The following is a 26,228-nucleotide window of genomic DNA, read 5'->3' on the forward strand; positions in this document are numbered from 1 at the left end:
GGAAAAAGCGGCGACAAAGCGTCAATTTTGCCACGTTCCGCCTCAGGGGCCTTTTTAGACCCGGTTCAAGCGGTTTCAAACTGCCCCCATTGTCTTGTAACTGGCTCTACACTACGGCCCATTATGGATATATCCACCCTTTCCCTGGCCCGTGCGCAGTTCGTGGCCAGCCTGAGCTTTCTGGCGCTTTTCCTGGCCGTTTCCCTGGCGCTTGCGTGGGTGCTGCTGTTTTTCAAAGTGCGCGCCCGGTGGTCGGGCCGCGGCGGCTGGACCGCCGCTTACCGCTTCTGGGTGCGAATTTTCGCCCTGGCCTTCGTGCTGACCCTGGCGGCCAGCGTGCCCGTGCTGATTCAGATCGGCAGCCTGTGGGCCGGCCTCATGGACAAGATCGGTAACGTCGCCGGCCCCTTGCTGGGTTACGGCATCCTGTCCGTCTTCATCTTGAAGTCGTGTTTCCTGGGCGTCATGCTGTTCGGCCAGCGCCGCGTGTCCGACTTCGCGCACACGCTGGCGGTGCTGATGGTGGCCGTGGGCCAGCTGGTGGCGGTGTTCTGGGTGCTGGCCCTGCAATCCTGGATGCAAACGCCCGACGGTGCGATTCTTGTCGATGGCCGCTACCAGGTCTATGACTGGGTGGCCGTGGTGCTGAACCCGTCGGTGGGATGGCGCATGGCCGTGGTGGTGGTCGGCGCGGCGCTGGCCGCCGCGTTCCTGATGATGGGCGTCACCGCCTTGCAGGCGCTGCGCCGCCCGCTGGGTGATGGGGAACGCAATACCTTCAAGACCGCGCTGGTGATTGCGGTGGTGGCTGCGTTCTTGCAGGTGCCGGTGGCAACAGGCGCGGGTCAGATGGTGGCCAAGTTGCAGCCTGCCAAGGCTGCTGCGGCCGCGGGCTATTGGGAAAGTGGCTCGGAGCCGCAACTGGTGCTGTTCGGCTGGCCCGATGCCCGTGCCCATACCAACGTGTCTGACCTGACGATCCGCAACGCGGGCGGCATGTGGCTGCACCGCAATGCGGACGGCACCTATCAGGGCCTGGACAAGTATTCCGGCATGCTGCCGCCGGTTGCGCTGACCTTCTGGTCATTGCGGGTGGCGGTAGGGCTGGGCCTGTTGATGCTGGCGGTGGCGTGCGTGACCTTTTTGATGACGTTCCGCCGCGGGCTGGACCCGTCGACGCTGCCTGTCTGGTGGCAGCGCGTGCTGTGCACCATGATGTTCTCGGGCGGCATTGCCGTCGTGGCGGGATGGTGGGTATCCATCATCGGGCTGCAACCGTTTGCCGTGAACGGCACCATCACGCAGTCTGAGGTGCTGGGGCAGATTCCGTCCAGCACCGTGCTGTACGGGCTGCTGGGATATGGCCTGCTGTATGCCTTGCTGCTGGCCGCCTTCGCGGGCATGTTGTTCCATGCCGCGCGCTACGGCGTCGTGCCGGTGCGCAAACTGGGCGGAGGTACGCCATGATCGCCATGCTTGCCGCATCGCAGGGGCTGAGCCCCGAAGACCCTTCCTTCTGGATGCCGCTGGCCTTCATGGGCTTGCTGTTCGTGGTGATTGCCGCCGGCATGGTGCTCGACGGCTTCGACCTGGGCGTGGGCATCCTGTTGCAATTGGCGCCCGAGCACGAGCGCGGCCGCATGATGTCGCTGCTGAGCCCCTGGCGCGACGCCAATGAGTTCTGGCTGCTGCTGGGCATGGGGCTGTTCGCGTCGGCCTTTCCCTTTGCGTGGGGCGCCGTGCTGGGCAAGCTGTACGGGCCGCTGACCTTCATGGTGCTGGGCGTGGTGCTGCGCAGCGTGTCGTTTGAATTCCGCATCCGCGCCCGCAATGAAAGCAAACCGCGCTGGATCTTCGGGTTCTGGGCAGGCTCGATCATTACCGCTTTCGGCCAAGGCATGCTGCTGGGCCGCATCGCCACCGGGTATCAATCTGATGCCGGCTATGGCTGGTTCGCGATGTTCGTCGGGCTATGCGCCGTGGCGGCCTATGTGTTGCTGGGCGCGTCGTGGCTTGTCATGCGCGTGGATGGCGACCTTCAACGCCGCGCTGCCAACTGGGCGCGCCACGCCATTCGCTGGACAGCGGTGGGCATGGTGTCGATCGCCGTCACGCTGGGCCTGGCCAATGCGGGCATCTTCTACAAGTGGAGCAACATCGCCCACCTGAGCCTGGCGGCCACGGTCTGGGTGCTGATGCTGGCGGGCTACGTGGCGGCAGAAATGCTGCTGGCGCGTCTGCCCGGCAAGGCCGACCGCTTCAGCTGGCTGCCGTTCGTGCTGTGCGTGGCGTTGTTCCTGCTGATGCTGAGCGGCCTGGCATACAGCCTGTTCCCGTACCTGATCCTGGACGACATGACGCTTTGGGATGGCGCGGGCGCGCTGGGTTCGATGCGCTTGGTGTTGGCCGGCGCGGTCGTGGGGATACCGGTGGTGCTGGTGTTCAACATCCTGGCTTACCGCTCGGTCTTCGGCAAGGAACGCGGCCCGGTGCCGCTGCTGCCGCCGCCGTCGTATTGATGGGGCCTGGCCCAGGCATAGGATGGGTGAAGCGCAAGAGAACGAGGCCAAGAACCCCGATCTCGAACGCGCGGAACCCATCAAATAACATCTGATTCTTCTCGGACTCGGCCACAACGCAAGCGCTGCTTCATGGGTTGCCCGCGTTCACCAGCCGTTTTCTACGGGCGGGCCGCTCGCGCTACACCCATCCTACAAAACCGGTTTGGCCACGCGTTGCAGGATCTCTTCGCCGTAGGCTTCGAGCTTGCGCGCGCCGACGCCGCTGATGTGGCTGAGCGCATCCATCGAGTCGGGCTGAGCCAGGGCGATTTCGCGCAGCGTTGCATCGTGGAAGATGACATACGCGGGCACGCCGTGGCTCTTGGCGACTTCGCCGCGCCACGCGCGCAACGCTTCGAACACGGGTTGCAGTTCGGCCGGCAGGTCGATGGCCGGGGCCTTGGGGCGGCCACTGCTGGTTTTGCCTGACCGGGTTTTCTTTTCGGATTCGCGCCGCAGCATCAGCTGGCGTTCACCTTTCAACACGGCGCGGCTGCCTTCCGTCAGCGCCAGCGTGCCGAACCCTTCGTTGTCTACCGTCAACAGGCCCTGCGCCAGCAATTGGCGCAGCACGCCGCGCCAGGCGGTGTCGCTCAGGTCTTCGCCCACGCCAAAAACGCTAAGCGTTTCATGGCCGTGCTGCTTGGTGCGGTCGGTGACTTTGCCGCGCAGGATGTCGATGATGTGGCCGGCGCCGTAACGCTGGCCACGTTCTTTCCACAGGCGGTAGACAGCCGACAGCACTTTCTGCGCGGCGACGGTGCCGTCCCACGCTTGCGGCGGTTCCAGGCAGACGTCGCAGTTGCCGCAGGCGGTGATCTGCTGGCCGAAGTACGCCAGCAGCCGCACGCGCCGGCATTCCACGGTTTCGCACAGGCCCAGCATGGCGTCCAATTGCTGGCCCAGCCGGCGGCGATAGGATTCGTCGCCGGGGGATTCGTCGATCATGCGGCGCTGTTGCACCACGTCTTGCAGGCCATAGGCGAGCCACGCGGTGGCGGGCAGGCCGTCGCGGCCGGCGCGGCCGGTTTCCTGGTAGTAGCCTTCGACGGACTTGGGCAGATCGATGTGGGCCACGAAGCGCACATCGGGCTTGTCGATGCCCATGCCGAAGGCGATGGTGGCCACCATGACCACGCCGTCTTCGCGCAGGAACCGGGACTGGTTGGCCGCGCGCACCTGCGGGCTGAGCCCGGCGTGGTAGGGCATCGCGTCGATGCCCTGGTTGCAGAGGAATTCGGCGGTTTCTTCCACCCGCGCCCGCGACAAGCCATACACCACACCGGACTCGCCATCGTGTTCGGTGCGGATCATGTCCAGCAGCTGCTTGCGCACCTCGTTCTTTTCGATGATGCGGTAGCGGATGTTCGGGCGGTCAAAGCTGGAAACGAAATGGCGGGCGTCGTCCAGTTGCAGGCGCTGGGCGATCTCGGCGCGCGTATCGGCCGTGGCCGTAGCGGTGAGCGCAATGCGCGGCACGTCTGGCCAGCGCTCGTGCAGCATCGACAGGCCCAGGTATTCCGGCCGGAAATCGTGCCCCCATTGCGAGACGCAGTGCGCTTCGTCGATGGCGAACAGCGCGATGCGGCCGCGTTCAAGCAGCTGCAGGCAGCGGTCGGTCAACAGGCGTTCGGGGGCGACGTACAGCAAGTCGAGCTCGCCCGCCAGAAACGCCTGTTCGACGTCGCGGGCCACGCGCCACTCTTGCGTGGAGTTCAGGAACGCGGCGCGCACGCCAAGTTCGGTCAGCGCGTCGACCTGATCCTGCATCAGCGCGATCAGCGGCGACACGACAATACCGGTGCCTTCGCGCACCAGTGACGGGATCTGATAACAGAGCGATTTCCCTCCGCCCGTGGGCATGAGGACCAGCGCGTCACCGCCGTCGATCACTTGTTCGACAATGGCTTGCTGGTCGCCGCGGAAGGATTCGTAACCGAAAACGCGCTGCAATACGCCGAGAGCGCGCGCGTCAGACATGGGGGTAGGCCGGAAGCATCATGGCAGGGATTTTAAGCCGCAATTCCCGGACGCCTCTTTTACCGGGATATTTCCGTCCGGGGGGCGGTCCGGGTGGCGGTCCGGTCAACCGGCGGTCGGGCATTCGCGCTCGGGGGAGTGCCGGCGCTCCCGCGATCCCTACCAGCTCAGCCAGGTCCCGCGCATGAACGTATCCACGGGCATGCTCAGGTTGGCGCGCCACTCGTAGTTGCCCGAGATGATGTCGCGGTCGGCCCCGACGGCCAGCTTCACCTTGGGCGCCACGAACATGCTGTGCGACAGGCCCACGCGCTGCTCGGCCAGCGTGGACCCTTCATGCAGCCCCGAGTATGTGCCGCTGAACGTGCCCCATCCGGTGATCGGCACGCCGGCCGACAAGGTGTTGCGGGACTGCGGGGCCGAGGCCACGCCGCCGGAATACGTCGACAGGTCGCCAAAGCCGGCGCCGATCTGTTCGTTCGTGTAGCCCAGGTTCACTGTGTCGGCCACGTCCACGCTGTAGCCGATGCGGTAGCGCCAGGCGTTGGAGGCGTCAAACGTGCTTTGCGTGGCGCCGGCCTGGAAGGTGCCATATTCGCCCGCCGCATACGTGGTGCCCATGCCGCGGGTGGTCAGCGACGGGGCGCTTTGCATCTGGCCTTCGACGGTCAGGGCGGGGGTCAGGCCGTAGCGCACGCTGCCCGTGCCGACCGAGGCGCCATAGTCCACCGCCCCAGAGCTGGCGGTGGGGTCCATGCGGTTCAGCTTGCCGACCGACGACGAGTAGCCGAAGCTGCCCTCGGGCACGGTCGCGCTGGACCCCGCCCAGTTCGCGATCTGCAAGCCGCCCACCGGCGCGCTGCTGCCCCAGACGGGTGCATTGGCGTTGATGTTGCCCACCGTCACCGACGGGCCGGTGGTGTTGCGATAGACCCAGTTGCGGTCGCCTGCATAGCGCAGGCCATCTTGCCCGCTGACGGAGGCAAACCAGGGGCGGGAAGGGCGCGAGACGCCCGAAATCACCACGACCGGGATGCGGGGGATGTCGCCCGTGTCCAGCGCAAAGTCATAGTCCGGCGGGGTTTCCTCGGGCGCCGCAGCGGAATCCGCCGTGGGCGCCGAAGCGGTCAGCTCGCAGCCCAGCGGCGAGGAGCCGGCCGCGCCATTCGCAGTGGCCTCGCCCGGGGCGGGTCCGGCCTGAGCCGATCCAACCTGAGCCGCCCCAACCTCGGCGGCGCCAACCTCGGCGGCCCCATTCAGGCTCGACCCCAGCCCGGGAATCGGATCGGCGTCGCCGCTGCCCCCGGTGCCTTGCACCGAGGTGTCCATGGCCGGTTCCGCCACCATCAAATCGCAGGGGGCCGGGTCCAACGGCACGGCGCGCGCATCAATCGACGGCGCGGGTCGCACGGGGATGGGTTGCACCGGGGACAGAACCCCAATGCCGCGCGCGACCAGCACCGGTCTGCCCGCAGCGGGCATACCGGCAGCGGGCGTACCCGCAGCGGGCATACCGGCAGCGGGCGTACCCGCAGTGGGCATACCGGCAGCGGGCATACCGGCAGCGGGCGTACCCGCAGTGGGCATACCGGCGGCGGGCGTGGATTCGGAATAGGGGGGCGCATAGAGGGTGTCGCCAAGCGCTGCGGCCAGCGGGCAGAACAAACCCGCCGCCAGTGCCGCGTGCAACAACCGTCTGCGCCACTTTGCAGGGGCGACCATACGGACCAGTGTAAATAGGGGGCGTTGCCGTAGCTGTAAACGATTTTTAGTAAACCGGACGAGCGGCAAGGCCGGCGGCTATTTTAGGGCCAGTCCAAGGCGAACGGCACGCGCGCCGCAACGGCTTGGAAAACCCGCCGTACATCGTGCAACAGGTGTATTTCAGTTGATTTCTTGCCCCTTGCGGCGGAACGCGCCGCGCCGCACTATGGCAGCCATGGACAATCCCCACACCAAGCTGCTGGTCGTTGACGACGACCCGGCCCTGCGCCAACTGCTGGCCGACTATCTGAACCGGCACGGCTACGACACCCTGCTGGCGCCGGACGCCACTGATTTGTCATCGCGCATCACCCGCTATGCGCCCGATCTGCTCGTGCTTGACCGCATGCTGCCAGGCGGCGATGGCGCCGATGCCTGCCGCCGCCTGCGCGAGCAGGGCGAAGACATCCCCGTCATTCTCCTGACCGCCCGAGATGAAGCGGTGGACCGCATCATCGGCCTGGAAGCCGGCGCCGACGACTACGTGGGCAAGCCCTTCGACCCGCGTGAACTGCTGGCCCGCATTGAAGCCGTGCTGCGCCGCAAGCGCGGCCCGTCCGCGCTGACGAAGGACGCGCCCGTCACGTTCGGCCCCTTCCTGTTTGACCCGTCCACCCGCCAACTGTCGCGCGAAGGCACGGTGGTCAAGCTGACCGGCGGCGAAATCAATCTGCTGGAAGCCCTGGTGCGCAACGCGGGCAAGCCGCTGTCGCGCGAACGCCTGCTGGCGCTGGCCCGCGATGACGACGCCGGTGAACGCAACGACCGCGCCATCGACATCGCCATCCTGCGCCTGCGCCGCGTCATCGAAGACGACCCCAAGCAGCCGCGCTGGATTCAGACCGTCTGGGGCATTGGCTACCGGTTCTCGCCCTGATGCGTTTTTCCCCCGGCTTTCTGGTGCCGCGTTCGCTGCGGGCACGTCTGATCCTGCTGATCCTTGGGTCGGTGCTGCTGACCCAGGCGGCCACGCTGGTGACGGTGTCGTACTTCCGGCACAAGTTCATGGAAGACGTGGCCATCGGCTATATCGTCACCACGATCCGCACGCTGCGTGCAGCCTTGTCCGAAGTGCCTGCCGAAGACCGCGCCGATTTCGTGCGCACCGCGTCGCAGAACCAATGGCGGCTGTGGTCGCGCGTGTTGCCGGCTGAAGCCAAGTTGCAGCGCTTCAATGGCCGCCGTCCGCCGCCACCCCCGCGTTCTGCCCCCCGTCCGCCCCCGCCTCCGCCCGCTGACGCCCGTCCGGGCGGGATGCCGCCGCCGCCCGACGTCCGCGGCGAAGAGCACGACGACGATAACGGGCGGGACGACACGCGCGTGGCCGAGCAACGCGATGCGGACCACGCCGCGCATGAAGAACGCATGCGCCGCTACAAGCCCGAGCCCGACGACATCCGCCGTGATTTGCGCGTGCTGGTGCAACTGCTGAACGAACGGCTGAATGATGGCACCCGCGTGGCGCTGTCACGTGGCCCCGCACCCGAGATCTTCATTTCACTGGCGCCCAACTCCGCCAGCGAAGACGTGCCGCGCCTGCGCGAATGGCTGGTCATTCCGCTTGACCGCCTGGACCCGCCCGTGGCGACCCCCTTCATCGCCGCCTGGCTGGGCGGGCTGGGTCTGTTGCTGCTGCTGGCCGTGGGTTTCTCGTGGCACATCACGCGCCCCATCACCCGGCTGGCCGATGCGGCCGACCGCCTGGCTGCCGGGCAGCCGCAGCGCGTGGAGCCCTCGGGGCCGCATGAAACCCGTGCGCTGGGCGTGCGGTTTAACGCGATGCTGGACGCGCTGGCGGAATCCGATTCCGTGCGGCGCACGCTGTTGTCGGGCCTGCCGCACGACTTGAAGGGGCCGCTGTCGCGCATGTGGCTGCGCATCGAGCTTGCCGACGATTCCAAGCTGAAGGAAGGTCTGCGCACCGATCTGCAAGACATGCAGCACATGGTCGACCAGTTCATCGGCTTCGTGCGCGGCACCGACCCCGCCGCGTACCGTTACGCGTCAATGGTGCTGTCCGACTGGCTGACCGAACGCGTGGGCGCCTGGCAGGGCGCGGGTACGGACATCCATCTGAAAACGGTGGACGACGACGCGCCGTTGGTCGTGCAGGCCGACGCCGTGGCGCTGGGCCGATTGCTGGACAACCTGATCGGCAATGCGCTGAACCACGGCGCGCCGCCGGTAGACGTCAACCTGCGCCGCGAAGACCGCTACGCGGTACTGGACGTGGCGGACCATGGCCCCGGCATCGTGCCGGACCGCCGCCAGGAAGCGCTGCGGCCGTTCAGCCGGCTGGACGACGCGCGCACGCGCACGGGCAGCGTGGGCCTGGGCCTGGCGTTGGCCGAAGCCATCGCGCGCGCGCATGGCGGTTCGCTGGAACTGCTTCAGGCGGAATCCGGCGGTTTGTGCGTGCGGGTGAAGCTGCCGCTGTCATCGGAAACGGTTTAAGGGAATAGGGCGGCCCAGGCGCTCCCGCCTCGCCAGCCGCGGGGCGTCCCCTCCCGCTGGCCCCTGGTGGCCGCTCCCGATCGCCCCTGGTGGCCGCTCCCGATGGCCCCTGGTGGACCCCTCCATACGGTACGATGCATCCTGCTTCTTCCCTTGTCGTTTCCGCACCATGGCCATTCAGTCCGATTCCCTGTCCTCCCGTCCCGACGCGCCCCGTATCGTGGCGCCTCAACCGGTGTCGCCCAACGAGGAATCGATCGAACGCGCCTTGCGTCCCAAGGCGCTTCAGGAATACGTTGGCCAGCAGCGTGCGCGCGAACAGCTCGAGATCTTCATCGCCGCCGCCCGCAAGCGCGGCGAGGCCCTGGACCACGTGCTGCTGTTCGGCCCGCCGGGCCTGGGCAAGACCACGCTGGCCCACATCATTGCGCACGAAATGGGCGTGCAATTGCGCCAGACGTCCGGCCCGGTGCTGGAGCGTCCGGGCGACCTGGCCGCGCTGCTGACCAACCTGGAAAAGAACGACGTTCTGTTCATCGATGAAATCCATCGCCTGTCGCCGGTGGTCGAGGAAATTCTTTACCCGGCGCTTGAAGATTTTCAGATCGACATCCTGATCGGCGAAGGCCCGGCCGCGCGCAGCGTGAAGCTGGATCTGCAACCGTTCACGCTGGTGGGCGCCACCACGCGCGCGGGCATGTTGACCAATCCGTTGCGCGACCGCTTCGGCATCGTGTCCCGGCTTGAGTTCTACAACGCCACTGACCTTGGCCACATCGTGACGCGCAGCGCGGGTCTGCTCAACGCGGGCATCACGCCTGACGGCGCAGCCGAAGTGGCGCGCCGCGCCCGTGGCACGCCCCGTATCGCCAACCGCCTGTTGCGCCGTGTGCGCGACTATGCCGAGGTCAAGGCCAGCGGCACCATCGATGCGGACGTTGCCGGCCGCGCGTTGGCCATGCTGGAAGTGGACCCGCAAGGTCTGGACCTGATGGACCGCAAGCTGCTTGAAGCCATCATCCACAAGTTCGACGGCGGGCCGGTGGGTGTGGACAGCCTGGCCGCCGCCATCGGCGAAGAGCGCGACACGATCGAAGACGTCATCGAACCGTACCTGATCCAGCACGGCTACCTGCAACGCACGCCGCGCGGCCGCACGGCCACGTTGACCACATGGCGCCATCTGGGCCTGACGCCGCCTGCCGGCGTGTCCACCGGCAGCGGTGAACTCTTCGGCAAGTAGGCGCGCGCAGCGCGCATTTTGTGTCGCGCGCATTTAGCGTGGCACGTATTCTGTGTGGCGCGCATTTCGCGTGGCGCGCATTCGCGTGACAGGTTTATGATCCGAGGGTTTCGACATTCCCGCGATCAAAGGACTGGATTCCATGCTGCCCGAATTGCCTACCTATGATGATGTGGTCCGCGCCAGCGAGCGCCTGGCCGGCAACGCCCACCGTACGCCCGTCTTGACCTCGACGACCGCCGACGCCATCAGCGGCGCGTCCGTCTTCTTCAAGTGCGAAAACTTCCAGCGCATGGGCGCCTTCAAGTTCCGCGGAGGCTATAACGCCATCGCGCGCCTGACCCCTGAACAGCGCGCCGCAGGCGTCGTGACGTTCTCGTCGGGCAATCATGCGCAGGCCATTGCGCTGGCCTCCAAGCTGCAAGGCGTGCAGGCCACGATCATCATGCCGCTGGACGCCCCCGCGGCCAAGCGCGCGGCAACGGAAGGCTACGGCGGCAAGATCGTCACCTATGACCGCTATACCGAAGACCGCGAACAGATCGCGCTGCGCATCCAGGCCGAAACCGGAGCCACGCTGATTCCGCCGTACGACCACGAAGACGTGATCACCGGCCAAGGCACGGCGGCCAAGGAATTGTTCGAAGAAGTAGGCGAACTGGACTATCTGTTTGTGTGCCTGGGCGGCGGTGGCCTGTTGTCGGGTTCGGCCTTGTCGGCGTTTGCGCTCAGCCCGCGCTGCCTGGTCTACGGCGTTGAGCCCGAAGCCGGCAACGATGGCCAGCAGTCCTTGCGCAAGGGTGAAATCGTCCGCATCCCGGCGCCCAAGACGCTGGCTGATGGCGCGGCCACCACGCACCTGGGCAATCTGACGTTCCCGCTCATCCAGAAGCATGTGCGCGATATTGTCACGGTGACGGATGCGCAATTGGTCACCACCATGAAGTTCTTCGCCGAACGCATGAAGATGGTGGTGGAGCCCACGGGCTGCCTGGCGGCGGCCGCGGTCATGCAGAACGTGGTGCCGGTGCAGGGCGCGCGGGTCGGCGTCATCATCAGCGGCGGCAACGTCGACCTTCCGGCTTACGCCAAGTTGCTGGCGTCCTGATGCGCAGGAGGCGGCCCGCCAGCCGGGCCGCCGAACCGTCGCGCGGATACGTGCTTGCGGTTGTCGCCCGTGCAGGGCAGAATCGAATCTCGATCCTGACAAACAGGGGGCTGCGGCATGCGTATCCTTGTCATCGGCGGCACCGGTTTCCTTGGCCGTCATCTGATTGCCCGATTGTCCGGCGACCTGCACCAGATCATCGTGCCCACCCGCCTGTTGGCGCGGGGCAGTGAACTGCAAGTATTTCCCACCGTTACCCTGATTCAGTCCGACATCCATGACGATGCCGCGCTGAACGAGCTGGTACGCGGCTGCGACGTGGTCGTGAACCTGGTGGGCATCCTGCACGGCAACACGGGCCAGCCGTATGGATCGGACTTTGCGCGCGCGCATGTGCATTTACCGCAGCGCATTGCCCAGGCATGCGTGCGCCAAGGCGTACACCGCTTGCTTCACGTCAGCGCGCTGGGGGCAGACTCCCAGGGCGACAGCATGTATCAGCGCTCCAAGGGCGACGGCGAAGCGGCCATCCAAAAAGAATTTCAAGCCGCCAATGACGCCGGTTGGACGATCTTCCGGCCATCGGTGATCTTTGGCGCCGACGATAACTTCACGAATATGTTCGCCAGGCTGGCGCGCTGGCTGCCCGTGCTGCCGCTGGCGGGGGCGCACGTGCGCATGCAGCCGGTCTATGTGGGCGATGTGGTCGCCGCGATGACCTCCGCGCTGGGCAACACCCACACGTGCGGAAAAATCTATGAGCTAGGTGGCCCGCAGGTCTACACGCTGGGCGAGATTGCGCGGCTGTGCGCCGCCTGGAGCGGCCATCCCCGCCCGGTGATCACCATGCCGATGGGCGTGGGCCGCATGCAGGCGCGCTTGTTTGAATGCATGCCGGGCACCCCGCTGATGTCGCGCGACAACCTGGATTCCCTGCGCCGAGACAACATCTGCGCCGGGCCGATCGCCCCCGAACTGCACGTGGTGCCCACAGGCCTGGAAGCCGTCGCCCCCCGCTACCTGTAGCGGGGGTGAAGTGCGAAACAATCGCCAAAAAAGCAAAAGCTGAACGCGCGCAACCCATCAAGCAGCGCTCCAAGCAAGCAATCAAGCCGCCATCAGCGCACCAACGCCTTCAGCGCCTGCTTGATCCCGTCGGACACGCCCACGCCTTCAGGTAGCGTCTTCAGCGCCGACAGCGATTCTTTCTCCGAATACCCCAGCGCCAGCAGCGCGTTCAAAATATCCGACTGATTGTCCGGCGTGGCATGCGATGCCGCGCCAATATCCGCGCCCAACTTGCCGCGCATTTCCAGCAGCAGGCGTTCAGCAGTCTTCTTGCCGATACCCGGCACGCGGGTCAAGCGGCCCGATTCCTGCAGCGTAATAGCCTGTGCCAAATCCGCCACCGACATGCCAGACAGCACCGACAGCGCCGTGCGCGCCCCAATTCCGCTGACCTTGATCAGTTCGCGGAACGCGCTGCGTTCACCCGCCGTGCCGAAGCCATACAGAATATGCGCGTCCTCGCGCACCGTCAGGTGCGTGTACAGCGTGACGCGCGCGCCGGTTTCCGGCAGCGAATACAGCGTGCTCATGGGCACGTCGATGTCATAGCCCAGACCGCCTACGTCCACGCAAATGGTGGGCGGCAGTTTTTCGATCAGGGTTCCGGTGATGCGTCCGATCATGGTGATGATGGCCTGGTAAAAAATGAGGCCGCAGAATGCGCGGCGAATGCGGGCATTCTATACGCGCGAGGGGCGCGCGTGGATCGTGCGGGGATGATGCAGAGGGTCGCAGACCGATTGCGCGCCGCGCGATCAGCCGATCAAGCGCCCATTGCGGATGCGCGTCTTGCCGCTCATGCGCAGCGTCGTGCCCAGGCGTTCCAGCTTGTCTTGCAGCGGGCCGACGTGGGCGTGGCAGATGGCGCAGGCCAAGGCGTCAGCGGAGTCAGGGGCGGGCGTGCCATCCAGCGCCAGCAAGTGCTGGACCATCATCTGCACCTGCTCTTTGGCGGCGCGTCCGGTGCCCACCACGGCTTTCTTGATCTGCAAGGCGGTGTACTCGTGCACCGCCAGCGAACTATCGGCCAGCGCGCACAACGCCGCGCCGCGTGCCTGACCCAAGAGCAGGGTGGACGCGGGGTTGGTATTCATGAAGACGATTTCAAGCGCGGCGACATCGGGTTTGGTGTCGTGCGCCACCTGGCGCAGATTGTCCAGGATGACTTTCAGGCGTTCGGCCAGCGTCAGCGCCGGCGGGACCACGATGGTCCCGCTGGCCACGTAACGCAGCCGGGAGCCGTCGGCATCGATCACACCGAAGCCGGTGCGGCGCAAGCCGGGATCGATGCCGAGAACGCGCATCAGTGGCGGAAGTGGCGGGTGCCGGTCAGCACCATGGCGATGCCGTGCTCGTCGGCCGCGGCGATGACTTCGTCGTCACGCATGCTGCCACCGGGCTGGATCACGCAGGTTGCGCCTGCGGCAACCACCACGTCCAGGCCGTCGCGGAACGGGAAGAACGCGTCCGACGCCACGGCCGAGCCCTTCAGGGTCAGGCCGGCGTTTTCCGCCTTGATCGATGCGATGCGGGCCGAGTCGATACGGCTCATCTGGCCGGCGCCCACGCCGAGCGTCATGCCGCCGCCCACAAACACGATGGCGTTGGACTTGACGTACTTGGCGACCTTCCAGGCAAATGCCAGGTCGTTCATTTCCTGTTCGGTGGGCTGGCGCTTGCTGACCACCTTGAGCGCATCGCGCGGCACGTTGTAGGCGTCCGGGCTTTGCACCAGCCAGCCGCCGCCCACGCGCTTGATGTCCAGGGCGTTCTGGCCCACGCCCATCGGCACTTCCAGCACGCGCACGTTCTTCTTGGCGGCCAGAATGGCCAGGGCGGCGCCGTCGTAGGCCGGGGCCAGCAGCACTTCCATGAACTGGCCGCTGACGGCTTCGGCGGTCGCGGCGTCAACCGGGCGGTTGAAGGCGATGATGCCGCCGAAAGCGGAAGTCGGGTCGGTCTTGAAGGCTTGCTGGTAGGCGCCCAGCGTGTCAGCCGCCACGGCCACGCCGCAGGGGTTGGCATGCTTGACGATGACGCAGGCCGGCACGTCGAAGCTGCGCGCGCATTCCCATGCGGCGTCGGCGTCGGCGATGTTGTTGTAGGACAGTTCCTTGCCCTGCAGCTGGCGGTAGTTGCCCAGCAGGCCGGCCGGACGCTGGGCGTCCACGTAGAAAGCAGCGGTCTGGTGCGGGTTCTCGCCGTAGCGCAGCGCCTGTTCCTGCTTGACCTGCAGGGTCAGCGTGCCGGGCCATTCGTTGCGGGCGGGCACGGCTTCCTGCGCCGGTTCGGCGTCGGTCAGGCTGGTCAGGTAGGCGGCGATGGCGCCGTCGTACGCGGCCGTGTGGGCGTAGACCTTCGAGGCCAGCGCCAGGCGCAGGCCGTACGAGGTGCTGCCGTTCTTGTCCATTTCGGACAGCACGCGCGAATAGTCGACCGGGTCGATCACGACCGTCACGCCACCGGCTTCGGTGCCATGGTTCTTGGCGGCGGCGCGCAGCATGGCCGGGCCACCGATGTCGATATTCTCAACCGCGTCAGCGAACGTGCAATTCGGCTTGGCGACGGTTTCGCGGAACGGATACAGGTTGACCACCAGCATGTCGATGCGATCGATACCCGCCGCCTTGATGGTGTCCATGTGCTCGGCGCTGTCGCGGCGGGCCAGCAGGCCGCCGTGAATCTTGGGGTGCAGCGTCTTGACGCGGCCATCCAGGATTTCCGGCGAACCCGTGTGGGCAGCCACTTCGGTGACGGTCAGGCCGGAGTCGGCCAGCAGCTTGGCGGTGCCGCCGGTCGACAGCAGGCGCACGCCACGCGTAGCTAGGGCGCGGGCAAATTCAACGATGCCGGTCTTGTCGGACACCGAAAGCAGGGCGGTTTCGATTTTCATGGTGGGGACGGGAGTCGGGCGGTGCGCCTTTCTCGTTCAGGTCGGGATGGGAAATCTGCGAAGGGGTGGCCAGCACCCGGCAGGGGCCGGCCACGCGGGAAAGCTATACCTGGATATTGTGCGCCAGCAACTTCTTGCGCAGGGTGTTGCGGGTGATGCCCAGCATTTCAGATGCCCGCGACTGGTTGCCGCCCGAACGCTCCAGCGCCACTTCAAGCACCGGGCGCTCGACACAGCGCATCACCATGTCCCACATATCGTGGGGCTCGGATTCACCCAAGTCTTCGAAATAGCGCTCCAGACTGGCGCGCACGCATTCTTCCAGGACATCTTTCTTGCTCATTTGAGTACAGATATTTTTATGTTGGTGTTGAGGCGGTTATGCCGCCAGCAGGGCTTCTGCGACCGGCGCCGGGTGGGTCTCGCCGTCGCGCGAGAGAGTGTCGAACCAATCCGACACCGCCCGCCACTGGTCGCGGGTATTGTCGATCAGGTTCATGCGGGCGCAGAACGAATCCGCGCCCGGCAGGCCGTCCAGATACCAGCCAATATGCTTGCGCGCCGTACGTACGCCGGTGTGCTCGCCATAGAACCGGTAATGGTCGTCGAGATGTTCGAGCAGCAGCTCGCGCATTTCCCCGTAAGAGGGAGGGGCCAGTGTTTCGCCCGTGCGCAGGTAGTGGTCGACTTCGCGGAAAATCCAGGGACGGCCTTGGGCCGCCCGGCCAATCATGACCGCGTCGGCGCCAGTGTAATCCAGGACGTGCTTGGCTTTTTCAGGCGAGTCGATATCTCCGTTGGCGATCACGGGGATATTCAGCTCGGCCTTGACGGCGCGGATAGTGTCATATTCCGCCTCGCCCGTATAGAGGTCGGCGCGGGTGCGGCCATGCAAGGTCAGGGCAGCGATGCCGGCATTTTCGGCCAGCTTCGCCACGCGCAAGGCGTTGCGGCTATCGCGGTCCCAGCCTGTGCGCGTCTTCAGCGTAACCGGCACCCCCAGCGGGGCGCAGGCCGACACGACGGCGTCCAGGATGCGGACGATCAGGTCTTCGTGGCGCAGCAGCGCAGACCCCGAGGCCACATTACAGACCTTCTTCACGGGGCAGCCCATGTTGATATCGATGATGCGCGCGCCCTTGCCGGCATTGAAAACGGCCGCTTCGGCCATCATGGCCGGGTCGGCGCCCGCAATCTGCACGGAAATGGGGGCGATTTCGCCATCGTGGTTCAGGCGGCGGGACGTTTTGACGCTGTCCCACAGCTTGGGGTTGCTGGCCGCCATCTCGGATACGGCGTAACCCGCCCCCAACTTCTTGCAAAGTTGTCGGAACGGACGGTCCGTCACTCCCGCCATGGGAGCGACAAGCACGTTGTTGGGAAGGGTCCATTGGCCTATGCGCATGGTCACATTTTAACCGGCTCGATCAGACCCCCCTTTTTCAGGGGCCGACAGCTTGGTAACAAGCCTCAGGCGCGAAAGCCTTGCAGCAGATGTTGCGCCAGCGGGGCGCGCAGCGGGGACGCCAGATCCATCCCCAATAAAGCCAGGCCGCAGGCGTGTTCGACCGGGGCCAAGCCGGTGGCGAACACCCGGGGCATCAAATCGGTCAGGCCGGCGGTGATGACGCGGTCGAATTGGCGCGCCTGGGCAAAGTCGGCCAGCAGCAGGGTGGGGCTGGTGTCGGGTTGCGCCAGCCAGCCGGCAAGCGTTTGCGCCAGCCGGGCGGCGTCGCGCAGCCCCAGGTTCAGGCCCTGGCCCGCCACCGGGTGCAGGGTTTGCGCGGCATTGCCGATGGCGGCCACGCGGCCTTGCACTTGGGCGCGGCGGGCGGCCAGCGCCAAGGGGAAGACGTGACGCGGCGCTTGGCTGGACAGCCGGCCCAGCCGGTCGCCAAACGCTTCCGACAGCGCCTTCGAGAAGGCGGCGTTGTCCAGCGCGGCCAATTCCGCGGCGCGTTCGGGCGCGCTGCACCACACCACCGAGTACGCGTCAGGCGTCTGCGGGTGCGGCAGCAAGGCCAGCGGGCCTTCAGACGTGAAACGTTCCCAAGCCCAGCCGCGGCGCGGCAAGGTGGCGTGCGCAGTGGTCAGCACGGCGTGTTGATCGTAATCGCGGCGCACGTCGGTGGCGCCTGCGCCGTCGGACTGCACGGCGATCTGGCACAGCAAGGTGTTGTCGCCTTGCACGATGCGCACGCCGTCGGCGTCCTGGCGGTCAACCTGTGCAGCCGGGCCGGACAGCACGGTGACGCCACTGGCAGCCACGCATTCGTCCAGCTTGGCGTGCAGGCCGGCATAGGCCACGACGCTGCCCAGCTGCGGCACGTTGAAATCGGTGTGTTGAATGACGGTGCGGCCCAGCCGGCCGCGTTGCGACACGTGGATGTTGCGAATGTCGGCCGAACGATCCGGCCAGGCATGCAAGGTTTCCAGCAGCACGCGGCTGCCATGATTCATGGCTAGAACGCGGGGGTCGGCGGCAGGCACCGCTGCGGCAGGCGTAGCTGGGGCCGGCGCGGCGCCAGCCAGCAGGGCGATGCGGGCCGGGTCCGGCGCCACACGCGCCAGCATCAGGGCCAGCACGCGGCCCACGGGGCCGGCGCCAAGAATCGCAATGTCGAAGGCGGATGCAGTCATGGCGGGATTTTAACCGTCCACTACAATCCCGGACAGCCAGCGCGGCGGGTCGCGCGGCCCACCTTCCCGGTTGATTGATATGACGCAGGTTCAGGCTTCCTCTTCGCTGTCCGCCGTATCCGCCCGCCGCCCGCGCGGCAAGGTCGCGGTGGGCTTATTGGCCTGCTTGTTCGGCTGGCTGGGCGCCCACTGGTGGTATCTGGGCCGCCGCCACGCGTGGCTGGTAACGCTGCTGGCGGTCGTCAGCCTGTTCTGCGCGTTCCGGTTCTATCCGGTCTGGTACGACAACCCCGCCTTTTTCCTGCTGTTCATTCCGATGATCGACGGGTTCATCGAAAGCGCGGTGTTCTCGCTGATGTCCGACGAGAAATTCGACCGCCTCTACAACCCCGATCACGGCCGCCCGTCAGCCACGGGCTGGGGGCCGGTGCTGGTCGCCATTCTGGCGTGTCTGGTGGGCTCGGTCGTGTCGATGTTCGCCATCGCCATGGTGGTGGTCTACGTCTGGGTGGCCATGGGCTGGCTGGACGGCCTGGTGCTCTAGGCCGCCCCCGGCATTGCCTATTCGCGCATCAGCGCTTCGATCTCGCTGGCTTGCACCGGCACGCCGCGGGTGATCAATTCACAGCCTTCGTCCGTGACCAGTGCGTCGTCCTCGGTGCGGATGCCGATGTTCCAGTAGCTTTCCGGCACGTCGTCGGCAGGGCGTACATAGATGCCGGGCTCAATCGTCAGCATCATGCCCCGTTCCAGCGTGCGCCACGGGCGGTCGGCGCCGTGGGCCGCGCCTGCTTGGCGATAGTCGCCCACGTCATGAACGTCCAGCCCCAGCCAATGGCCGGTGCGATGCATGTAGAAGCGGCTGTAGTCGCCGGATTCCAGCACGCCGTCCAGGGACCCCTTCAACAGTTTCAGATCCAGCATGCCTTGCGCCAGCACGCGCAGCGCGGCTTCGTGGCCGTCGTTGAAGCTGCGGCCGGGCGCGGTGGCCGCAGCCGCCGCTTCCTGCGCCGCTACCGTCAGGTCATACAACGCGCGCTGCGGGCCGCTGTAGCGGCCATTCACGGGGAATGTGCGGGTGATGTCGCTGGCGTAGCTGTCGACTTCGCAGCCGGCGTCGATCAACACCAGATCGCCATCGCGCAGCACGGCCTCGCCAGCGGGGTAGTGCAGTACGCAGGCGTTGGCGCCTGCGGCCACGATGCTGTTGTAGGCGACGGCCTGGGCGCCGTGCCGGCGGAATTCATACAGCAGCTCGGCTTCCAGTTCATATTCGTGCATGCCGGCTCGGGCAACGCGCATGGCGCGCGCGTGGGCGCCCGCCGAGATCTTCGCTGCGCGCCGCATCGCGGCGATTTCAGAGGGGTCTTTGATCAGACGCATTTCCGCCAGCAGAGGGCGGATGTCCTGTTGCCGCGAGGGCGGAGCATGGCCCGCGCGGCTGGCCTCGCGGGCCGACGCCAGCCAGCGGTGCAGGCGCCCGTCGGTGCGTTTATCCCCCGCAAGCGGCGCGTACAGCGTGGGGTGATCCAGCATCAGCTTGGGCACCAATTCATCCAGCGCGTCGATGGGGTGCGCGTCGTCGAAACCAAAATGCGCGGCGGCGGCTTCGGGGCCGAAGCGTTTGCCTTCCCAGATTTCATGCTCTACGTGGCGTTCCCGGCAGAACAGCAGGGCGCGGTCGGTCGCGCCTGCAATCAGCACCAGCCATGCCGCCGGCTCGGTGAATCCGGTCAGGTAGAAGAAGTCGCTGTCGTGCCGGTAGGGGCACTCGGCGTCGCGGTTGCGTATCGCCTCGGGGGCGGTCGGCAGGATGGCGATGCCCCCGCCTTCGGCGCGCATCCGCTCCATCAAGCGTTGGCGCCGGGCGGCGAAGGGGATGATGTCGGCGGGAGGCAGGCTCATGGCGGGCAGGGGCGCGAACCCCGCGAAAGCTGTGGATGCGGCCTACTTTACCCCGCTATCGCGTGCAAACAACAGTGCGGCGCGAACCTGTGCGGCCTGCCCGGGATTCACTGGACGGTCATGTTGGCGCTGCTACAATCGCGGCTCTGTCATTGGGGAGTAGCCATCCTTTGTCCCCAAAGGAGTTAGCGTCAACAGACTTGGTGGTTCAGGGCCGCGGTGCGGTTGCTAGAACTCCATGGCGCTAACGGTTTCCATGCAAGCGGCCCGCCCGCCAGCATGGATCAGCCAGGCGAGACCTTTGGCCGCGTTGCGTTCACCCTAGCCGGGCGAGCCGTAGCGTCGCGCCAATTGGTTTCTGCTCGTCCGGCTTCGTTCCTATGTTGCTCACGCTGTTTTTGTTTTTCCTGTCCGCGGCAGTGATTTACTTCGCCTGCGAATTCTTCGTCAATGGCGTTGAATGGGTCGGACATCGCTTCCACCTGGGCGCCACCGCCACCGGCACCGTGCTGGCCGCATTTGGCACAGCCTTGCCTGAAAGCGCGGTCACCTTCATGGCCGTCGTGTTCGGCGAGACCCCTGAACAGAAAGATATCGGCGTCGGCGCCGCCATGGGCGGCCCCCTGGTGCTGGCGACGCTGGCGTATGCCGTAGTCGGTGTTGCGCTGTGGCGAGCCCGCCGTGGGCAGCGCAGTGGTCAGACCCTGCAGGCCAACTGTATCAACGCGGACCAGCGCCGGCTGGCCCGCGACCAGGCCTGGTTCATGGGCATCTTCATCTTCAAGGTCGGGCTGGGCCTGCTGGCCTTCGCGTGGAAACCCTGGCTGGGCATCCTGTTCCTGGCCACGTATGGCCTGTATATCAAGCGCGAACTGAGCCATGACGAAGAACGCACTGACAGCGAAGACCTCGAGCCGCTGAAGCTGCGCCCCCGCGACGAAGACCCGTCCATGTTCTGGGCCGCCACGCAGACGATCCTGGCGCTGGTGGTCATCGCCGGCGCGTCGCATGTGTTTGTGAATCAGATTGAAGTGCTGGGCGTGGCGATGGGCGCATCGCCGCATGTGGCCGCCTTGCTGCTGGCCCCAGTCGCCACCGAGCTGCCGGAAATCATGAATGCGCTGATCTGGGTGCGCCAGGGCAAGGAACGCCTGGCGCTGGCCAATATCTCGGGCGCGATGATGATCCAGGCGACCATTCCCAGCGCGCTTGGTATCTTCATGACCCCCTGGCTGCTTGACGCCCCGTTGCTGGCCGCTGGCCTGTTCACGATGCTGTCGATCGGGCTGCTGTGGCTGCGCTTCCGCCGTTCGGTCATGAGCGTGCCGGCGTTGTCGGCGGTGGGCGGGTTCTATGCGCTGTTCGCGGCCTATCTGGGCTGGCACTTCTACGCCTGATTGTTAGGCGCAACGCAGTCGGCGGCGCAGGGCCTGTAGGCGTTGCGCCGCTTTTGCATTCTTTTTGCTGCCTCTTAAGCAAGTAGGCCCACAATTAAGCGGTCAACCCTTGTCCATCAGTGGAAACCCGCGTAAACTCCGCCTGTTATCCATCTCAGGAGCAGTCTTCGTGAATACCGATTCCGGCGAAAGTAGTCGATCTTGCATCGACATCGCTGTCTGACAGGAAACACGCAGAGCTCCATCTGCCGCATCCTGTCATACAGGTTGCGGCGTATCCCAAGCCCCGGGTCTTTGTTTTTACCCACGCAATAGCGCAAGCCTTCGGCTTGCCGGGACATTCCCCAGCATAAACCGCCAGAACCGCCGCTCGTCGCAGCGCCAGCGTTCGTGCACGTCTTGTGTTCGCCCGCCATGCGCCGCGTCTGCGCGTGCACGCGTACTCGCGATGACCGTTCCCCATTCTTGCAATGGAGGTCGTTATGCGTTTCTTCGACTTGTTCCTACGCCGCGCTGGCGTAGACCGCGCCACCGCCCTGGGCCGCCGTCGCGGCACGTCGCGTTTGACGGTCATTTGTCCGCGCGACGAGCTGGGCGCCTTGCGCAAGCAGATCTGCCTGGACTTCAGCGCCGCCGGCCTGGATGTCTCGCAAGTGCAGATTGACCAAGGCCGCGACCCGAACCTCGCGTCGGCTTGCATCACCGTCAATTGCCCCCCGGAGCTGCGGGCTGAATTGATGTCGCAAGCGCGCCGCCTGAGCGCCAACCCCGCCGTTCGTCACGTGCATTTCGGCGCGCAAACCGCCGCAATGGCCGCCTGACGGGCGCTGTCCACCCAAGAGAGAGATCATGCCCAGTGCCTTAGACCCTGACCCTCGATTGCGCCACGTGCACGGCGCCGGCATGCCTGTCTGACCTGTCTTCTCCCTGCGAGCCGACTGGCCGGACATTCTTCCGGCGCATACGGACTCCGCAGCATTGAATCCCCGGCTTGGCCGACGTCTTTCTTGACGATCGCGCCGCTTGCGCCGGTTTCGATTCCCTAGCTCGCTTCCCTTCCGTTTTCCGCACCCGGCGCGACTTCCACGCGATCCGGACACCGGCAACATTGCCCCGGTGCCTGCGCGCGCCCGTACGCGGCGGATTGTCGGCTTTCCTTTGAAAGCTGCGGCCCGCTGCTGCCCGCGCGCAGCACATCGGGCGGGGTGCCCGTGTCTTCGACAACAACACAATAAAAACCGGAAGACTCCGATGTTTACCTTTCTGAAGTCCTTTTTCTCGTCCGCCGCGGGCCGGCGGCGCGTTGGCCGCCATTTCCGGCGTTCCCCCATTCTTGAACAAGGCGCCCACGCCGCCGCCACCGAGTCCGATACGTCCCGCCGCGCCAACCGGCCCATGCTCGACCTGTCGAGCATGGGGCTAAACGCCCTGTTTTCACGATTTGGCAGCGGACGCGGCGGGCTGTCCGAAGCGCAGGCGCAGTCTGCGCGTGAACGCCATGGCGCCAACGAGGTCGACCACGAAAAGCCGCTGTCCTGGTATTCCCACCTGTGGCTGTCCTACCGCAACCCCTTCAATCTGCTGCTGACCGCGTTGGCCGGCCTGTCGTGGCTGACCGATGTGCAGATGGCCGACTCGGATGACCAGTCCTGGACGGCGGTTGTCATCATCGGCTCGATGGTCGTCATTTCGACGGTGCTGCGCTTTGCGCAGGAACTGCGCTCGAACCGGGCGGCCGAGGCCCTGAAAGCCATGGTGCAGAACACCGCCACGGTGCTGCGTGCCGACGCGCAAGCGCCGGCCGCAAATGGCAGCGGGCGGCGTCTATTCGGCGCGCCGCTGCACGATTCGGGCTCCCACCAGATGGAAGTGCCATTGGCGGAGCTGGTGCCGGGCGACGTCGTGCTGCTGTCCGCGGGCGATATGATCCCCGCCGACTGCCGCATCCTCAACGCCAAGGATCTATTCGTTGCGCAGGCGGCGCTGACCGGTGAATCGTTGCCGGTTGAAAAGCACGCCATCCAGCGCGTGGAAACGGCAAACGCCCTGGAACTGGAAAACATGGCGTTCATGGGCACCAACGTGGTCAGCGGGTCGGGCAGCGCGCTGGTCATTGCGACGGGCGGCGACACCTATTTCGGCCAGCTGGCTGGCCGCGTCACGCAAACCACCCGAGCGCCCACGCAGTTTCAACAGGGCATCAACCGCGTGAGCTGGGTGCTGATCCGCTTCATGCTGGTCATGGCGCCGATCGTCATGCTGATCAACGGCTTCACCAAGGGCGATTGGCTGGAAGCGCTGCTGTTTGCGCTGGCAATCGCCGTGGGCCTCACGCCCGAGATGCTGCCGATGATTGTCACGGCCACGCTGGCCAAGGGCGCCTTGCGCATGTCGCGCCGCAAAGTTGTGGTCAAGCGGCTGGACGCCATCCAGAACCTGGGCGCGATGAACGTGCTGTGCACCGACAAGACGGGCACGCTGACGCAAGACCGCATCGTGCTGGAACGCCACACCGATGTCTATGGCACCAGCAGCGACGATGTCTTGGCCTATGCCTATCTGAACAGCTACTACCAGACCGGTCTGAAGAACCTGCTGGATGTTGCGGTGTTGCAGCACGCGGAAGTGCAGCGCAGCCTGAACCTGGCGGCCAAGTACCGCAAGGTTGACGAGATCCCGTTTGATTTCTCGCGCCGGCGGATGTCGGTGGTGGTCAACGAAACCGAGAATGGCCGCGATCATCACGAGCTGATCTGCAAAGGCGCGCTGGAAGAAATGCTGTCGGCATGCACGCGGTTGCGGGTGGGCAATGACGTCCATTTGCTGACCGATGCGCGCCGGGCGGACATCCGCCGGGTGACGGCCGAACTCAATCGCGACGGCTTGCGCGTGATTGCGGTGGGCGTGAAGGAAATGCCGCCCACGCAGCAAACCTATGGCGTGGCCGATGAATCCGATCTGGTGCTGGTGGGGTATATCGCCTTTCTTGACCCCCCGAAAGAATCCACCGGCCCCGCGTTGGCGGCGCTGAAGGCATCGGGCATTGAAGTGAAAGTGCTGACGGGCGACGTCGAGCTGGTCACGCAGAAGGTCTGCCGCGAAGTCGATTTCGAGGTCCGCAAGGTGTATCTGGGCGCCGAGATCGAAGCCATGGACGATACGCAGCTGGCTGCCGCCGTGCGCGAAGCCAATGTGTTCGCCCGGCTGACGCCCGCGCACAAGGAGCGCATCGTGCGCAGCCTGCGTGCCCAGGGCAATACGGTGGGCTTCATGGGTGACGGCATCAACGACGCGCCGGCATTGCGCGCGGCCGACGTGGGCATTTCGGTGGATTCGGCGGTGGATATCTCGAAGGAAGCGGCCGACATCATCCTGCTGGAAAAGAGCCTGATGGTGCTGGAAGATGGCGTCATCGAAGGCCGCAAGACCTTCTGCAACATGCTCAAGTACTTGAAGATGACGGCCAGCTCCAACTTCGGCAACGTGTTTTCCGTATTGGTCGCCAGCGCCTTCCTGCCCTTTTTGCCGATGCTGCCCATCCATCTGCTGCTGCAGAATCTGATGTACGACATCTCCCAAACTGCCATTCCGTTCGACAATGTCGACGAAGAACTCCTGAAAAAGCCGCAGCAATGGGACCCGGATGGCCTGGGCCGCTTCATGGTGTTCTTTGGCCCGATCAGCTCCATCTTCGACATCGCGACCTACGCGTTGATGTGGTACGTGTTCCAAGCCAACGCGCCCGAGCACCAGACGCTCTTCCAATCCGGCTGGTTCGTTGAAGGCCTGCTATCGCAAACCTTGATTGTGCATATGATTCGTACGCGCCGTATTCCCTTCCTGCAAAGCCGCGCAGCCTGGCCGTTGATGCTGATGACGGTGATGGTGGTGCTGGCCGGGTTGATCCTGCCGTTCTCGCCTTTGGCTGAATACTTTCAGCTGCAGGCGCTGCCGTGGAGCTACTTCCCCTGGCTGGTGGGCATTCTGTTGAGCTACTGCGTTTTGACGCAACTGCTCAAGGGCATCTGGGTCCGCCGTTACGGCTGGCAGTAAATCGTGCAGAGGCGGTGGGCGTTACGCCTGCCGCCTGTCAGGAGAAGAACATGAAACATGCATTTTGCAGGGTGGCGCTGGCATGCTGCGTGGGCCCGCCGCTTGCGGCATTCGCCGCCGATGACGACGGATTGGGCGTGCAGTTGTACGGCGTGGTGGACGCGGGCGTCGCCGTCACCCACGTGTCAGGGCAGGGCAGTCACAGCGGCCTGCTCAACGGCGGCCTGACGGATTCCCTGTGGGGATTGCAGGGCGCCGAAGATTTAGGGGGCGGCTGGCGTAGCCGCTTCCAGCTGGAAAGCGGGTTCGATCCGTCCAGCGGCAAGCTGGAAGAAGACGGCAAGCTTTTCAATTACGCCGCCTGGGTGGGCCTGGGCCACGAGGAGTATGGCGAATTGCGGCTGGGACGCCAGCACACCATCGGCCAGCAGTTCGGCAATGCCCTGGAAATTGCCTCGTGGAAGGAAATGGGCATGGGCGCCACGTTCAAGGCGTCCGACAATTTTCAATTCAGCAATATGGTCAACGTCATGTCGCCCAGTTGGGACGGATTCCAGGCGGGCGTCGGGTATGCGTTCGATGCCGATGACCAAGGCCAATTCCGCACCAATCAGAACAACCGTGCGTTGAGCATGGGCGTGAAATACGAAGGCGGCCCGCTGTTGGCGGTTGCCACGTTCGATCAGCTGCGGCTGGCCAATGCGCCGGAAGGTATCGGCGGACGCCCGCAGGCCATTCAGCTGGGCGCCTCGTATGACTTCGAAGTGCTGAAGTTGTCACTTGCCTGGTCGCGGCAGAAGAACGGCTATGCGGGGCTGGATGGCGGCGACCCCGACGACCTGGGGCTAGGCCTGGGGCCGGCCGCCTTTGTGCGGGGCGGCACGGTCGATGCCTGGCTCGTGGGGGCAAGCGCGCCGGTGGGCCCGGGCACGGTAATGCTGCAATGGTCGCTGGCGCGGCCGGACTGGCGTTGGGACAACGGTATGACGGCGCGCAATGCGCAACTGGTGACCTTGGGTTATACCTATGCGCTGTCGCCGCGGACGACGCTGTATGGCTTTGCTGGATATGCGTCGAATTACACGCTCGACAACCAGTTTGACCCCGCCAACTCCCACACCACCCGTGTTGGAGCCGGCATTTCGCACCATTTTTGATCCCT

General features: G+C 65.5%; 21 protein-coding genes and 1 riboswitch. Of the genes, 12 read left to right on the forward strand and 9 right to left on the reverse strand.

Translation table 11 applies throughout. The annotated features are described in order from the left end of the window. The first annotated feature begins 123 nt into the window (after positions 1 to 123). Positions 124 to 1,467 carry a cytochrome ubiquinol oxidase subunit I gene (locus HV765_RS20720; protein WP_054424584.1) on the forward strand — a complete coding sequence of 448 codons (1,344 nt, stop codon included), beginning with the start codon at positions 124 to 126 and terminating at the stop codon, positions 1,465 to 1,467. Beyond that, the gene (locus HV765_RS20725; protein ID WP_054424583.1) at positions 1,464 to 2,519 is read left to right on the forward strand and encodes a cytochrome d ubiquinol oxidase subunit II; all 1,056 of its coding nucleotides are present in this window, start codon (positions 1,464 to 1,466) and stop codon (positions 2,517 to 2,519) included. Before HV765_RS20720 ends, HV765_RS20725 begins: the two co-directional genes overlap by 4 nt. Positions 2,520 to 2,711: 192 nt before the next feature. Here the strand turns inward: HV765_RS20725 and recQ are convergent, their stop codons facing one another. Beyond that, on the reverse strand, positions 2,712 to 4,541 hold the full coding sequence (recQ, locus tag HV765_RS20730; RefSeq protein WP_175170808.1) for a DNA helicase RecQ: 1,830 nt from the start codon (positions 4,539 to 4,541) through the stop codon (positions 2,712 to 2,714). A gap of 159 nt (positions 4,542 to 4,700) precedes the next feature. After that, the gene (locus HV765_RS20735) at positions 4,701 to 6,053 is read right to left on the reverse strand and encodes a fimbrial protein (protein WP_254600662.1); all 1,353 of its coding nucleotides are present in this window, start codon (positions 6,051 to 6,053) and stop codon (positions 4,701 to 4,703) included. 427 nt (positions 6,054 to 6,480) lie between these two features. Here HV765_RS20735 and HV765_RS20740 point away from each other — a divergent pair, with 427 nt between their 5' ends. The 5 genes from HV765_RS20740 to HV765_RS20760 all read left to right on the forward strand — a co-directional run bounded on the left by HV765_RS20740 (position 6,481) and on the right by HV765_RS20760 (position 12,136). After that, positions 6,481 to 7,182 carry a response regulator gene (locus tag HV765_RS20740; protein WP_054424747.1) on the forward strand — a complete coding sequence of 234 codons (702 nt, stop codon included), beginning with the start codon at positions 6,481 to 6,483 and terminating at the stop codon, positions 7,180 to 7,182. Then, positions 7,182 to 8,759: a sensor histidine kinase gene (locus HV765_RS20745; RefSeq protein ID WP_175170810.1), complete on the forward strand. Its 1,578-nt coding sequence runs from the start codon at positions 7,182 to 7,184 to the stop codon at positions 8,757 to 8,759. The genes HV765_RS20740 and HV765_RS20745 overlap by 1 nt, the downstream gene beginning before the upstream one ends. Before the next feature lie 169 nt (positions 8,760 to 8,928). After that, positions 8,929 to 10,002 carry a Holliday junction branch migration DNA helicase RuvB gene (gene ruvB / locus HV765_RS20750; protein ID WP_054424579.1) on the forward strand — a complete coding sequence of 358 codons (1,074 nt, stop codon included), beginning with the start codon at positions 8,929 to 8,931 and terminating at the stop codon, positions 10,000 to 10,002. A 142-nt stretch (positions 10,003 to 10,144) separates the two neighbouring features. Continuing rightward, positions 10,145 to 11,110 (forward strand): threo-3-hydroxy-L-aspartate ammonia-lyase, encoded by a 966-nt coding sequence (locus HV765_RS20755; protein WP_054424578.1) that lies wholly within the window; start codon positions 10,145 to 10,147, stop codon positions 11,108 to 11,110. A gap of 117 nt (positions 11,111 to 11,227) precedes the next feature. Further along, a complete protein-coding gene (locus HV765_RS20760) occupies positions 11,228 to 12,136 on the forward strand; it encodes a complex I NDUFA9 subunit family protein (protein ID WP_175170811.1) in 909 nt (302 codons plus the stop codon). A 92-nt stretch (positions 12,137 to 12,228) separates the two neighbouring features. Here HV765_RS20760 and ruvA read toward each other — a convergent pair whose 3' ends face one another. From ruvA to HV765_RS20790, 6 genes are all read right to left on the reverse strand, one after another. Continuing rightward, positions 12,229 to 12,801 carry a Holliday junction branch migration protein RuvA gene (ruvA, locus tag HV765_RS20765; RefSeq protein WP_054424574.1) on the reverse strand — a complete coding sequence of 191 codons (573 nt, stop codon included), beginning with the start codon at positions 12,799 to 12,801 and terminating at the stop codon, positions 12,229 to 12,231. Positions 12,802 to 12,933: 132 nt separating this feature from the next. Beyond that, on the reverse strand, positions 12,934 to 13,482 hold the full coding sequence (gene ruvC, locus HV765_RS20770) for a crossover junction endodeoxyribonuclease RuvC (protein ID WP_175170812.1): 549 nt from the start codon (positions 13,480 to 13,482) through the stop codon (positions 12,934 to 12,936). Beyond that, positions 13,482 to 15,071, reverse strand: coding sequence for a bifunctional phosphoribosylaminoimidazolecarboxamide formyltransferase/IMP cyclohydrolase (purH, locus tag HV765_RS20775; protein ID WP_054424571.1), 1,590 nt, complete (start codon positions 15,069 to 15,071; stop codon positions 13,482 to 13,484). The genes ruvC and purH overlap by 1 nt, the downstream gene beginning before the upstream one ends. A 103-nt stretch (positions 15,072 to 15,174) precedes the next feature. Continuing rightward, positions 15,175 to 15,414 (reverse strand): helix-turn-helix domain-containing protein, encoded by a 240-nt coding sequence (locus HV765_RS20780; protein WP_006217670.1) that lies wholly within the window; start codon positions 15,412 to 15,414, stop codon positions 15,175 to 15,177. Between the two features lie 36 nt (positions 15,415 to 15,450). Next, positions 15,451 to 16,476 (reverse strand): tRNA dihydrouridine synthase DusB, encoded by a 1,026-nt coding sequence (gene dusB, locus HV765_RS20785; protein ID WP_054424745.1) that lies wholly within the window; start codon positions 16,474 to 16,476, stop codon positions 15,451 to 15,453. Positions 16,477 to 16,541: 65 nt separating this feature from the next. Next, entirely contained in the window at positions 16,542 to 17,711 is a 1,170-nt protein-coding gene (locus HV765_RS20790) for a UbiH/UbiF/VisC/COQ6 family ubiquinone biosynthesis hydroxylase (protein ID WP_175170813.1), read from the reverse strand. A gap of 79 nt (positions 17,712 to 17,790) precedes the next feature. Here HV765_RS20790 and HV765_RS20795 point away from each other — a divergent pair, with 79 nt between their 5' ends. Next, positions 17,791 to 18,255, forward strand: a complete 465-nt coding sequence (locus HV765_RS20795; RefSeq protein WP_054424569.1) for a TM2 domain-containing protein — start codon at positions 17,791 to 17,793, stop codon at positions 18,253 to 18,255. Positions 18,256 to 18,272: 17 nt separating this feature from the next. Here HV765_RS20795 and HV765_RS20800 read toward each other — a convergent pair whose 3' ends face one another. Continuing rightward, positions 18,273 to 19,616: an aminopeptidase P N-terminal domain-containing protein gene (locus HV765_RS20800; protein ID WP_175170814.1), complete on the reverse strand. Its 1,344-nt coding sequence runs from the start codon at positions 19,614 to 19,616 to the stop codon at positions 18,273 to 18,275. A gap of 135 nt (positions 19,617 to 19,751) precedes the next feature. Further along, positions 19,752 to 19,917, forward strand: a riboswitch (yybP-ykoY riboswitch). Between the two features lie 79 nt (positions 19,918 to 19,996). Here HV765_RS20800 and HV765_RS20805 point away from each other — a divergent pair. The 4 genes from HV765_RS20805 to HV765_RS20820 all read left to right on the forward strand — a co-directional run bounded on the left by HV765_RS20805 (position 19,997) and on the right by HV765_RS20820 (position 26,223). Beyond that, a complete protein-coding gene (locus HV765_RS20805; protein ID WP_054424564.1) occupies positions 19,997 to 21,013 on the forward strand; it encodes a sodium:calcium antiporter in 1,017 nt (338 codons plus the stop codon). A 482-nt stretch (positions 21,014 to 21,495) separates the two neighbouring features. Then, complete coding sequence (locus HV765_RS20810) at positions 21,496 to 21,834, forward strand: hypothetical protein (protein WP_054424562.1); 339 nt, start codon at positions 21,496 to 21,498, stop codon at positions 21,832 to 21,834. Between the two features lie 430 nt (positions 21,835 to 22,264). Next, complete coding sequence (gene mgtA, locus HV765_RS20815; RefSeq protein WP_175170815.1) at positions 22,265 to 25,066, forward strand: magnesium-translocating P-type ATPase; 2,802 nt, start codon at positions 22,265 to 22,267, stop codon at positions 25,064 to 25,066. Positions 25,067 to 25,116: 50 nt separating this feature from the next. After that, a complete protein-coding gene (locus tag HV765_RS20820; protein ID WP_175170816.1) occupies positions 25,117 to 26,223 on the forward strand; it encodes a porin in 1,107 nt (368 codons plus the stop codon). The last annotated feature ends 5 nt before the right edge of the window (positions 26,224 to 26,228 follow it).

It is taken from the genome of Achromobacter kerstersii (genome assembly GCF_902859595.1).
GTDB lineage: Bacteria > Pseudomonadota > Gammaproteobacteria > Burkholderiales > Burkholderiaceae_B > Achromobacter > Achromobacter kerstersii.

Coding starts and splice junctions, on each gene's coding strand:
- HV765_RS20720 (WP_054424584.1), top strand. CDS start 124: ATGGATATATCCACCCTTTCCCTGGCCCGTGCGCAGTTCGTGGCCAGC.
- HV765_RS20725 (WP_054424583.1), top strand. CDS start 1,464: ATGATCGCCATGCTTGCCGCATCGCAGGGGCTGAGCCCCGAAGACCCT.
- recQ (WP_175170808.1), bottom strand. CDS start 4,541: ATGTCTGACGCGCGCGCTCTCGGCGTATTGCAGCGCGTTTTCGGTTAC.
- HV765_RS20735 (WP_254600662.1), bottom strand. CDS start 6,053: ATGCCCGCTGCGGGTACGCCCGCTGCCGGTATGCCCGCTGCGGGCAGA.
- HV765_RS20740 (WP_054424747.1), top strand. CDS start 6,481: ATGGACAATCCCCACACCAAGCTGCTGGTCGTTGACGACGACCCGGCC.
- HV765_RS20745 (WP_175170810.1), top strand. CDS start 7,182: ATGCGTTTTTCCCCCGGCTTTCTGGTGCCGCGTTCGCTGCGGGCACGT.
- ruvB (WP_054424579.1), top strand. CDS start 8,929: ATGGCCATTCAGTCCGATTCCCTGTCCTCCCGTCCCGACGCGCCCCGT.
- HV765_RS20755 (WP_054424578.1), top strand. CDS start 10,145: ATGCTGCCCGAATTGCCTACCTATGATGATGTGGTCCGCGCCAGCGAG.
- HV765_RS20760 (WP_175170811.1), top strand. CDS start 11,228: ATGCGTATCCTTGTCATCGGCGGCACCGGTTTCCTTGGCCGTCATCTG.
- ruvA (WP_054424574.1), bottom strand. CDS start 12,801: ATGATCGGACGCATCACCGGAACCCTGATCGAAAAACTGCCGCCCACC.
- ruvC (WP_175170812.1), bottom strand. CDS start 13,482: ATGCGCGTTCTCGGCATCGATCCCGGCTTGCGCCGCACCGGCTTCGGT.
- purH (WP_054424571.1), bottom strand. CDS start 15,071: ATGAAAATCGAAACCGCCCTGCTTTCGGTGTCCGACAAGACCGGCATC.
- HV765_RS20780 (WP_006217670.1), bottom strand. CDS start 15,414: ATGAGCAAGAAAGATGTCCTGGAAGAATGCGTGCGCGCCAGTCTGGAG.
- dusB (WP_054424745.1), bottom strand. CDS start 16,476: ATGCGCATAGGCCAATGGACCCTTCCCAACAACGTGCTTGTCGCTCCC.
- HV765_RS20790 (WP_175170813.1), bottom strand. CDS start 17,711: ATGACTGCATCCGCCTTCGACATTGCGATTCTTGGCGCCGGCCCCGTG.
- HV765_RS20795 (WP_054424569.1), top strand. CDS start 17,791: ATGACGCAGGTTCAGGCTTCCTCTTCGCTGTCCGCCGTATCCGCCCGC.
- HV765_RS20800 (WP_175170814.1), bottom strand. CDS start 19,616: ATGAGCCTGCCTCCCGCCGACATCATCCCCTTCGCCGCCCGGCGCCAA.
- HV765_RS20805 (WP_054424564.1), top strand. CDS start 19,997: ATGTTGCTCACGCTGTTTTTGTTTTTCCTGTCCGCGGCAGTGATTTAC.
- HV765_RS20810 (WP_054424562.1), top strand. CDS start 21,496: ATGCGTTTCTTCGACTTGTTCCTACGCCGCGCTGGCGTAGACCGCGCC.
- mgtA (WP_175170815.1), top strand. CDS start 22,265: ATGTTTACCTTTCTGAAGTCCTTTTTCTCGTCCGCCGCGGGCCGGCGG.
- HV765_RS20820 (WP_175170816.1), top strand. CDS start 25,117: ATGAAACATGCATTTTGCAGGGTGGCGCTGGCATGCTGCGTGGGCCCG.